At 64.7% G+C, this 10152-nt stretch carries 11 protein-coding genes; 5 read left to right on the forward strand and 6 right to left on the reverse strand.

What is annotated here, in order from left to right; translation table 11 throughout:
- Positions 1-105: 105 nt before the first annotated feature.
- The 4 genes from GM910_RS16230 to GM910_RS16245 form a co-directional block, all read right to left on the reverse strand.
- A complete protein-coding gene (locus GM910_RS16230) occupies positions 106-1416 on the reverse strand; it encodes an FAD-binding oxidoreductase (protein ID WP_159589034.1) in 1311 nt (436 codons plus the stop codon).
- Positions 1413-2885 (reverse strand): UbiA family prenyltransferase, encoded by a 1473-nt coding sequence (locus tag GM910_RS16235; RefSeq protein ID WP_159589036.1) that lies wholly within the window; start codon positions 2883-2885, stop codon positions 1413-1415. The genes GM910_RS16230 and GM910_RS16235 overlap by 4 nt, the downstream gene beginning before the upstream one ends.
- A gap of 30 nt (positions 2886-2915) precedes the next feature.
- The gene (locus GM910_RS16240) at positions 2916-3905 is read right to left on the reverse strand and encodes a lysylphosphatidylglycerol synthase transmembrane domain-containing protein (RefSeq protein ID WP_343032994.1); all 990 of its coding nucleotides are present in this window, start codon (positions 3903-3905) and stop codon (positions 2916-2918) included.
- 303 nt (positions 3906-4208) lie between these two features.
- Positions 4209-4634, reverse strand: a complete 426-nt coding sequence (locus GM910_RS16245) for a DUF305 domain-containing protein (protein ID WP_425482695.1) — start codon at positions 4632-4634, stop codon at positions 4209-4211.
- A 180-nt stretch (positions 4635-4814) separates the two neighbouring features.
- Between GM910_RS16245 and GM910_RS16250 the strand changes: the two genes are divergently transcribed.
- The 3 genes from GM910_RS16250 (at position 4815) to GM910_RS16260 (ending at position 6399) form a co-directional block, all read left to right on the forward strand.
- Positions 4815-5225 (forward strand): hypothetical protein, encoded by a 411-nt coding sequence (locus GM910_RS16250; RefSeq protein WP_159589041.1) that lies wholly within the window; start codon positions 4815-4817, stop codon positions 5223-5225.
- 74 nt (positions 5226-5299) lie between these two features.
- Positions 5300-5788 carry a copper chaperone PCu(A)C gene (locus GM910_RS16255; protein WP_159589043.1) on the forward strand — a complete coding sequence of 163 codons (489 nt, stop codon included), beginning with the start codon at positions 5300-5302 and terminating at the stop codon, positions 5786-5788.
- Positions 5788-6399, forward strand: coding sequence for an SCO family protein (locus tag GM910_RS16260; RefSeq protein ID WP_159589045.1), 612 nt, complete (start codon positions 5788-5790; stop codon positions 6397-6399). Before GM910_RS16255 ends, GM910_RS16260 begins: the two co-directional genes overlap by 1 nt.
- A 123-nt stretch (positions 6400-6522) precedes the next feature.
- Here the strand turns inward: GM910_RS16260 and GM910_RS16265 are convergent, their stop codons facing one another.
- Together GM910_RS16265 and GM910_RS16270 are read right to left on the reverse strand one after the other, a co-directional pair.
- Entirely contained in the window at positions 6523-7239 is a 717-nt protein-coding gene (locus GM910_RS16265; RefSeq protein WP_159589047.1) for a GntR family transcriptional regulator, read from the reverse strand.
- Between the two features lie 27 nt (positions 7240-7266).
- Entirely contained in the window at positions 7267-7476 is a 210-nt protein-coding gene (locus tag GM910_RS16270; protein ID WP_159589049.1) for a hypothetical protein, read from the reverse strand.
- A gap of 28 nt (positions 7477-7504) precedes the next feature.
- Here GM910_RS16270 and GM910_RS16275 point away from each other — a divergent pair, with 28 nt between their 5' ends.
- On the forward strand, positions 7505-8593 hold the full coding sequence (locus GM910_RS16275; RefSeq protein WP_159589051.1) for an ABC transporter ATP-binding protein: 1089 nt from the start codon (positions 7505-7507) through the stop codon (positions 8591-8593).
- 32 nt (positions 8594-8625) lie between these two features.
- The gene (locus GM910_RS16280) at positions 8626-9915 is read left to right on the forward strand and encodes an ABC transporter substrate-binding protein (protein ID WP_159589053.1); all 1290 of its coding nucleotides are present in this window, start codon (positions 8626-8628) and stop codon (positions 9913-9915) included.
- The last annotated feature ends 237 nt before the right edge of the window (positions 9916-10152 follow it).

Here is a 10152-nt window from a genome sequence, read left to right on the forward strand (position 1 = left end):
TCACTAGACCAGTTCATCGTTTCATGGAATCGATGAACTGGTCTAACTCCTTGTTTTGTCGCAATTCCGGGCAGAAAACCGGTTTCCACTTTTCCTGGAATTGCTTTAGATTGGTTGCGGAACGGCGACGCGGCGCCAGAAATCCGAGCAGATGGCCGGGTCGCGGTAGTCTTCGAGCCGCCGCCAGGACGGAAAGCCGCGCTGGAAGGTTTGCGCATCCATCCGCGCATCCTTGGCGGGATAGACCGCGCCGCCCGCTTCCGCGGTGATCTCGTCCAGCGTGTCGAGCAGCTTCAGCGTCCGCTCGCCGCGATCGGGAAAGTCGAGAGCGAGCGTCAGGCCCGGGCGGGGGAAGGACAGCCAGCCGACCGGTTTGTGATCGCCGAAGACCTTCAGCACCGAGAGGAACGATCCCTCGCCCGCACGCGCAACGCGCGCGATGAGTTCGCCGATCGCCTCGGCCGCGCTGTAGGGAACGACGCACTGATACTGATAAAATCCCCTGCGGCCGAACAGGCGGTTCCAGTTCGGCACGGCGTCGAGCGGATAGAAGGACCGCTCGTAGTGGACATATTGCCGGGACCGGCGCGGCCAGCGGCGGGTGGCCGTGTTGAAGAGCCGGACCGCCGGCTTGGGCAGCAGCGAGACGGGTGGGGTGAAAGGCAGCCCCGGCTTTGGCCGGGGGGCTGCGACGGGGCGCTGGTCGGCGGCGAAATTGCTGCGGAAGAAGAGCCCGCGCGCGCCGTCCCGTCCGGGGTTGAGGGCGTCGATCCATGCCACCGTATATTCGTGCGAATTGTGCGAGGCGCGGCTTAATTCGAGGAACTCGTCTACGCCTGAGAAGCGCAGGGTATCGACCTCCATGGCAGGTCCCGGAACTCGTCGCAGGGCGATCTCGGCCCACAGGATGACGCCGGTCAGGCCGCAGCCGCCGATCGTGGCGGCGAACCAGTCGGCGCTTTCGTTGGGAGAGCAGGCGATCCGCGTGCCGTCGGAGCGCAGAAGTTCGAGACGCCGCACGTGATGGCCGAAGCTGCCGGCGCGATGGTGGTTCTTGCCGTGCACGTCGTTGGCGATGGCGCCGCCGAGCGTGACGAACCGGGTGCCCGGCGTCACCGGCAGGAACCAGCCTTTGGGGACGAAGTGGGCGAGGATGTCCGACAGAAGAACGCCCGCCTCGCACCGCAGGAGCCCCGTGTCGTCGTCGAACGAGATGAAGCGGTCGAGACCGCGCAGGTCTATGAGGGCCCCCTCGCGGGCAAGGCAACTGTCGCCATAGCTGCGCCCGTTGCCGAAGGGGAGGGCGGGGCGGTCGGCAGGAAAAGCCTGGTCGCGCCACCAGAGCCGGACGACCCGCTTGCCCGCTTCCGACTGCGGCCGCCCCCAGGAGCGGTACGCTGCGTTGGCGTTCGTCACAGCGCCAGCCCTATGACGGTGCCGCACAGGACGGCGAAGGCGAGGCTGACACGGTCCCTTGCGGCAAAGACCAGCGGATCGTCATGCATCTCGCCGCGGCCTGTCTTGATCCACACCCGCGTCAGCCACAGGACGAGGACGGGCACGAAAACCCACAGGATCTGCGGATGCGCGTATGTGGCGGCGACCTGCGGCGTGTCCAGATAGACCGCGAGGACAACGGCTGCGACATAGCCCGCGCCGACGCCCATGCTGCGCAGTATCGGCAGATCGGCGAACCGGTATCCGCGTCCCGAGCTCCCCTGCTTGCCGTTCTTGTGCATCAACATGAGTTCAGCGTACCGCTTGGCGATCGCCAGGCTCAAGAACAGGAAGATCGAGAAGGTGAGGAGCCATACCGAGAGCGGCAGCTGCGCGGCGGCGGCACCGGCGAATATCCGCGTCGTATAGAGCAGCGCCAGCGTCACGATGTCGATGGCCTCCAAACGCTTGAGGCCGAAGGTGTATGCGAGCGTCGCAAGGTAGTAGACGCCGAGGACGGCGGCGAATTGCCAGGGCAGGAAGAGACACAGGGCCGCCGAGGCGGCCAACAGCAGCGGGACCAGGACCAGCCCGTGGGCGACCGGCAGCGCGCCCGAGGCAAAGGGGCGGTGCCGCTTGTTGGGATGGAGGCGGTCGTCCTCCAGGTCGATGATATCGTTGACGAGATAGACGCTGGAAGCGCACAAGCCGAAGGCGAAGAAGCCGATCAGCAGGTCTGTCAGGGCGGCGACATCGGTGAACTTCAGCGCGGCGACCAATGGTGCGAACAGAAGAATGTTCTTGAGCCATTGGTGGAGGCGAAGGGCGCGCACATAGAGCCAGAGCGGCGGCCTCTGGCGCGGAAACACATGGGTTACGTTGGCGTTTCGCTTCGCCCAGCCGACAAGGCGGGACGGCGCGTCGACGACGGTTGCCTGACGGGCCGCGCACCAGATCGGGCAGTCGGCCGTCGCGTTTCCGGCATAGTCGAAGCCGGTCGCGCCGAACTGGTGGCGCAGGACCGTCAGCTTGTTGATGCCCGTAAGGTTGTGGCGGCTGTTCGTGGCCAGAACTTCGTCGAAGAGGCCGAGTTGGTCGGCGATCTTCCGCGCCAGCGTTTCATGGGTGCCTGTCGCCAGGATCAGCCGGTGGCCGCGCGCCTTTTTCCGTCTCAGATGTTCAAGGAGCGGCGCGTTGAGCGGCAGCACCGACAGGTCGAGCGAGACGCGCCGCGTGACCTCTTCCTTCAGGGTGGCTTTGCCGCGCATCAGCCACAGGGGCAAGAGAAACACCGTCAGCAGCGACTGCTTGACAAGCGCAATCACGGATTCCAGCAGCAGGTTGGTGCGGACCAGCGTTCCGTCGAGATCCACAACCAGCGGGACCGGCGGCGCCTTCGGTGGCGGCTCGGTCGGTCCAGCACTCGGGAGTATGTCGAGATCGGTCATGACCACTGCATCCCTTCGCTGAGGGCGTTTCTATTCACGCGGTTTGAGGCCGCGGGCGGCCTCGAGGCCCAGCCATGCGCCCAGTCCGAGCGCGACGGCGAACCACAGGGTGGCAAGGCGAACGACGATGGTCGCGGCGACGGCAACCGGCGCGGAGGCGCCGGCGTAGATCAACAGCGACGTCATCACCACTTCGGTCCCGCCGAGGCCCCCCGGCAGAAACGACAGAACGCCGGCGATCATCGCGGTGGCATAGATTCCGACCGCCAGCGACAGGTCGAGATCGAGCCCCATGGAGCGAACCACGAGATACGTTCCCAGGCCCTCTCCCGCCCAGGCAACAAGGCCCAGGAGCGTTCCGGAAAGAGCGATGCGCGGTGTCATCATGGCGTGGACATCGCGCAGGAAACCGGCCGCGACGGAGGCGAGGCGGGCTCCCCGTGCCGGCCAACCGGCCGCCGCGCCTTCGATCAGAGCCGTGACCCTCGGATACTGCATGGCGAGGAGACCCGTGGCGATCGCCGCGCCGCTAAGCCCGAGTGCCCGCACGACCGGGTCCGAATGCGTGACGAGAAGCATTGCAAGCGCGCTGATGACGATCAGGTCGAGCAGGCGTTCGGCATAGAAGGCGGCCAGGCTCTTGCTCGGAGGGATGCCGAACGGGCGGAGATAGAGGCTGCGCATGGTCTCGCCGGCTTTTCCGGGCGTGGCCGTGAGCGCGAAGCCGGCAACATAGATGGCAAGGTGCCGGCCGACAGGGACCGGGGCTTTGCGCCCGCCCAAAAACATGGTCCAGCGCCAGAAGCGGAACGCATAGTTCACCAGCGACAGGACGAGCACAAGGAAGAGCGTCTGAAGATCAACAGCCGCGACGGCGCGGATGGTCTCATCCATATCCAGAGGAGTGAGAAGCAAGGTGCATAAGACGGCAGCGACGATCACGGCCGGAAACAGTATGCGTCCGACCTTGAAGTATAAATTTTTGTATACGTCCTTATTAATCATGTGAAGCTCGAGCATGACTGGTATATTTTCATGGAAATATGGTGTTGCTGTGGATTTTTAGTAGAAAAAATCTGGCCGAAAAGCACAGTGACGACTTGTCTGCCGGGCTAATGACGAAAGGCGTCTTTTGGTTCCTTCAGCGGGATGCCGCTGCTGGCCCCGGTGACGAGGCTCTACGCCTCGACACTTGGGCGCAACGGGGTAGCAACAATGGCGGCAGCGGTTTGGAAGGACGATGCAAGGCCAGGCCGTACATACGGCCGGTGAGCGAGGATCATCGTCCCCGAGGGATGGCTGACGCCTGAAGCAGCCCCGCTGTCAGCGAGTATCGTTCAAGTCTTCTATAAGCGCCTTCATTTCGGCGATTTCTTCCCGCTGGGCCTCGATGATCTGATCAGCGAGCTTCCTGACCCGTGGGTCGGATATTCGTGCCCGCTCGCTCCTCGTTATGGCCATCGAGTGGTGAGGGATCATCGCCCGCATGAAGGCGACGTCTTTTACCAGCGCCTGGCTTCTGTCGAGGGAGACCGCGACCGCCAATACGACGACCGCCACTGCGAGGATGCCTATATTGCCGGCCCTGCTGGAATACATGCTCCACATATAGGCCAGCATGATGACGGCCATCGTCGCGCCCATCGCCAACGCCATGTAGAAGCGCGACTCGCTCAGGGTGATGTGATCCAGCTGGTAAGTGGCCATGTACATGACCGCGTACATCACCACCGTTCCGGTGACGATCATGGCTGCGAATCTCACGTAAGACATCGTGCAGTCCCTTCGCGCTGTTCCTCACGGTCACCGAACTCCCGAAGGATCGCCTCGTTCCCGCCTGACGCAGCCCGTTGCCCTGGGTGCCAGGCAGGATGCCGCGGCCCGATTCGCCGCAGTGACTCCATGGTGGAACTGTGCGATGGGGAAAGCATGAGGACCATGCGTTGCATGCTGGGCGATCGGCTGATGGGGGGCATTCTGGCCGCCCTGATCGCCTATGTGATGCTGCTGCAGGGGCTTGTCTCCGCGTTCGCGCAAGGCGCCTTGGCGGCGCCGCAGCCGGGATCGACCTTCGTCATCTGTTCCCTGACCGGCGCGGCTCCAGGCACTGAAGGCACTGTCGGGAATGACCCCCTGGAGCGCGCGGCCCACCATTGCTGTGCGGCACTGTGCCATGCCGCCGCGTCTCATAGCCCCGCGCTTCCAACCGCCGATCTCGGCCCCGCCTTCGTGCCGGAAGCCGGGGCGGCGCCGCACCTTCCGGCGCTGGAGGTCTCGCCCCGGCCAAGTGCCCTGGGGCTGTCGTGCGAAGCCCGCGCTCCGCCGCTCCTCTCCATCTGACGCCTCAATCCCTGAGACCGCTGCGCCGACTGCCGCGCACGGCCTCATGTCTTTGCGCTTATGGAGAAACGAAGATGCGAACCCTTCCATTCCTTCTGGCGGCCGCGTTGACGCTCGCCGTTAACGCCGCCCTCGCTCACGAGTACAAGCTCGGCGCCATTGAAATCATCCACCCCTGGGCCCGGGCGACGCCGCCTTCGGCTCCGTCCGGGGGCGGCTTCGTCACGCTGACCAACAACGGGGAGGAGGCCGACCGCCTCGTCGGCGCGGCGTCGCCGGTGGCCGGCCGGGCCGAGCTCCATAAAATGGAGGTGACCGACGGCATCATGAAAATGCGGCCGCTGCCCGACGGTATCGCGCTTCCCGCAGGCGAAACCGTGGAGCTCAAGCCCGGCGCCTTCCACATCATGTTCCGCGATCTTACCGGACCGATCAAGGAGGGCGAGGGGGTGCCGCTCACCCTGACCTTCGAGAAGGCCGGGTCGATCGACGTGGAAATGGCCGTCGCCCCGGCCGGCGCGCCGGGGTCTAAGGACGAACACGATAACGGGGGAGGGCACTGATGCGCACGCGTGTCGTCGTACTTGCGGCGATGGCGGTCTTCGCGATCGTCGCCACTCTCACCGCCTTCACGCTTCTGGTGGGGAACAGGGCGCCCACGGGCGTCCAGCAGGTCTCGGGGGTCGCCGATGTCGGCGGCCCCTTCACCCTGACCGACGAGACGGGAAAGACCGTTACGGAAGCCGACCTTCTCGGCAAGCCGAGCGCCATCTTCTTTGGTTTCACCTTCTGCCCCGACGTCTGCCCGACGACGCTCTACGAGCTGTCGGGCCTGATCGACAGGCTCGGCCAGGACGCCGACAGGATGAACTGGGTGTTCGTCTCGGTCGATTGGGAGCGTGACGGGCCGCAGGAGCTGAGTGAGTATCTCAGCGCTTTCGACGAGCGCATCCGCGGCTTCTCCGGAAGCGAGCAAGAGATCGAAAAGGTCACCAAGGCCTACAAGGTCTTCTACGAGCGGGTTTCGACCGAGGACGGCGGCGACTACACGATCAACCACACTGCTTCTGTCTTCCTGATGGACGGGGAGGGGCGCTTCTTCGGCACCCTCGGCTATGGCGAGGATCCGGAGACGATGCTCGGCAAGCTGAAGCGCCTGATGGCCGGAGCGTGACGACCGTCGAGGCGCGCGCCGCTAGACCAGTTCATCGTTTCATGGAATCGATGAATTGGTCTAGCTCCTTGTTTTGTCGCAATTCCGGACGGAAAACCGGTTCCCACTTTTCCTGGAATTGCTCTACGGCAGGTGCAGCGCCTCGCTTAAGGGGAGGCCTTCCGTCAGCCGCAAGTCCAGGTCGGCCTCGATATGGTCGATGTGCTGCAGCATGAGCTTGGCCGCGCGCCGCGCGTCGCCGGCTTCCAGCGCCACGACGATGCCTTCGTGCTCGTCGTGGCCGCAGCTCGATGCGCCCGAGCGGCCGTAAAGCGCGATCACCAGCGAGGAGCGGGCGGTCAGCTCTTCCAGGAAGCGGTAGAGGATGTCGTTTCCCGCAACCGACGCCAGGAGGAGGTGGAATTCGCCCGAGGCCCTGATCTCGGCGCGCCGGGCACTCGGGCCGCGCTCGGCCATGAGGCTGGCCTCGCTGCGCAGGTGCCTTCGAAGGGCGGCGATGTCCGCCGGCTCGACGCGGTCGCAGGCGGAAGCCGCCATGCCGGGCTCGACCAGCCTGCGGGCGGCGAAGATCTGCCGGGCTTCCTCGGGTGACGGGGTGGCGACGAAGGCGCCGCGGTTGCGCTCGCTGCGCACCAGTCCTTCGAGGGCCAACATCTGCAGGGCCGAGCGCACCACCGTCCGGCTGACGTCGAACAGACCGCCGACCTCGCTCTCCGATAATTTCGTGCCCGGCGCCAGCCGCCGCTCGATGATGGCGTTGCGGAAATGCTCGCGGATGATCTGCGCGCGATCCTCTGGGGCACGGTCGTTATGGACAGGCTTCCGGTCGGCGATGGTCATGGCACCTTGAGCTCAAGTCATCCTGTTCTAGCCTGAAATGCCGCCGATGGAAGAGCCTTTTTGAATGCGATCACAGCGAAGATTGAATACAATCTCTGCTAAAATAGGGGACAATGTGCTCATATTTTGAGCATTGCCGCTTTGTGCGCCAGGTTTCGGTTTGCTGCAGCCTTTCTGAAAACAGGCGATAAAGCAACGGCTTACCCCTAAATCGCTCAACTGGCACACATAATGCATGCCTTTTCCCGAGCAGAAGGGAAAGCGCATGAGCAAGGCCGCAGCGATCGATATCGTCTCCGTGACCAAGACCTATGGAGCGACGACGGCGGTTCGCGCGGTCAGCCTCAAGATTCCGGCCGGCAGCTATTGCTGCCTGCTCGGGCCCTCCGGCTGCGGGAAGTCCTCCACGCTGCGCATGATCGCCGGCCACGAGAGCATTTCCTCGGGCGACATCAGGCTCGGCAACACGGTGGTGACCGACCTGCCGCCGGCGCGCCGCGGCACGGCGATGATGTTCCAGTCCTATGCGCTCTTTCCACATCTCGACGTTGCGGAGAACGTCGCCTTCAGCCTGAAGATGAAGGGCGTGCCCAAGGCGGAGCGTCATGCGCGGGCGCTGGAGATGTTGCGGCTGACGCATATGGAGGAATATGCCGCGCGCCGGCCGGCGCAGCTTTCGGGCGGCCAGCAGCAGCGGGTGGCGCTGGCCCGCGCGCTCATCACCGATCCCGAGGCGCTGCTTCTCGACGAGCCGCTTTCGGCGCTCGACCCGTTCCTGAAGATCAGGATGCGGGCCGAGCTCAAGAAGCTGCAATCCAAGCTCGGCATCACTTTCGTCCACGTCACCCACAGCCAGGAGGAGGCCATGGCGCTCGCCGACATGGTCGTTGTGATGAATGACGGGCGCATCGAGCAGGCGGCGGTGCCGCGCACCGTGTTCGAGCGTCCCGCGACCGCCTTCGTGGCCCGCTTCATGGGCGATCACAATGTGCTCGGCGGCACGGTCACCGCCGCCACCGGGCACTCCGTGACAATCGGCGTGGAAGGCGGCGGCACCTTCGTGGCGAGGGGAGGCGGGCGGACGGCCGGAGAAGCCGCCGACATCGCCATCCGCACCGACCGGGTGAGGATCGGCGAGGCGGACGACCCCACCCTCGGCTTCACCGGCACGGTTTCCAACATCGAATATCGCGGTTCTTCCGTGAAGCTGTCGTTTGCCGGTCCGGGCATCGACGATTTCACCGCCATCGTCGGCGACACGGCGTTCTTCGCCCGGCCCATCAGGGTCGGCGACACGGTGCCGCTGGCATGGGAGGCCGAAGACGCCATCGTCCTCGGCCGCCTCGACGCCTGAAGAAACAACCATCCGAAAAAAGGGGAACAGCTATGACCAGGACGACAACGGGACAAAAAGGAATTTCACGCCGCGCGCTGCTGAAGACCGGCGCGGCCGCCGCCGGCCTTGCGGCCGGCTCGGGCGCCATCACCGGCTTTCCGACCATCTGGGCCCAGAACCCGATCACCCTGCGCCAGTTCGGCACCGGCGTGTCGAACCTCAATGCCATCGCTGAGAAGTGCAAGGAGGATCTCGGCATCACGCTCGAGATGACGGCGACGGATTCCGACGCCGCCGCGCAGCGCGCCGTCACCCAGCCCGACAGCTACGACATCGCCGACATCGAATACTGGATCGCCAAGAAGGTGTTCCCCGCCGGCGTCATGCAGCCGATGGAGGTGTCGAAGCTCAAATATTACGACAAGATCGTACCGCTCTTCATCAACGGAAAGCTGACGCCGGTCAGCGAGATCGCGCAGGGAACCGCGCCGCACACGGTCGGCTTCGTCGAGGCGCAAGGGTCGACGGCATTCGCCGCCGAGCCGACCGACTGGCTGACCATGGTGCCCACCATCTACAACGCCGACACGCTGGGCATCCGGCCGGACCTCGTCGGCCGCGAGATCACCACCTGGGCCGACATCATGGACCCCGCCTTCAAGGGCAAGACCTCGATCCTGAACATCCCCTCCATCGGCATCATGGATGCCGCCATGATCATGGAGGCGATGGGCGAGATCACCTATGCCAACAAGGGCAACATGACGACGGAGGAGATCGACAAGACCATCGACTTCCTCATCAAGGCCAAGCAGGACGGCCAGTTCCGCGCCTTCTGGAAGTCCTTCGACGAGAGCGTCAATCTGATGTCCTCGGGCGAGGTGGTGATCCAGTCCATGTGGTCGCCGGCCGTCGCCGCCGTTAGGGCCAAGGGCATCCCCTGTGTCTACCAGCCGCTCAAGGAAGGCTACCGCGCCTGGGGCGGCGGCCTCGGCCTTGCCGCGCATCTGGAGGGCGCCAAGCTCGATGCGGCCTACGAATATATCGACTGGTACCTGTCGGGCTGGGTCGGCGCCTACCTCAACCGCCAGGGCTACTATTCCGCCGCCATGGAAACGGCCAAGCAGTACATGTCGGAAGACGAGTGGGGCTTCTGGGTCGAGGGGAAGCCCGCGGAGGGCGACATCCTCGCCCCCGATGGAAAGGTGATGGAAAAGGCCGGTGCGGTGCGCGACGGCGGCTCCTTCGAGGAGCGCATGGGCAAGGTCGCCTGCTGGAACTCGGTGATGGACGAGGACCGCTACATGGTCCGCCGCTGGAACGAGTTCATCGCGTCCTGATCTGAGATGTGTGCGCCCCTTCGCGCCCCCCTCTGCCCTGCCGGACATCTCCCCCGCATGGGGGGAGATTGGCCGTCGCGGATGGTTTCGCCAACTGTCAACGTCGCAGGAAAGGTGCCGGAGCAAGCGGCCGGCGCAATCTCCCCCCTCACGGGGGAGATGTCCGGCAGGACAGAGCGACTGTCTTGGCTGTCAAGTGTTTTGCGCGCGCCATGGTTGTCCTGTCCGGAGTATTGC

Source organism: Chelativorans xinjiangensis, from assembly GCF_009812055.1.
Classification (GTDB): domain Bacteria; phylum Pseudomonadota; class Alphaproteobacteria; order Rhizobiales; family Rhizobiaceae; genus Chelativorans; species Chelativorans xinjiangense.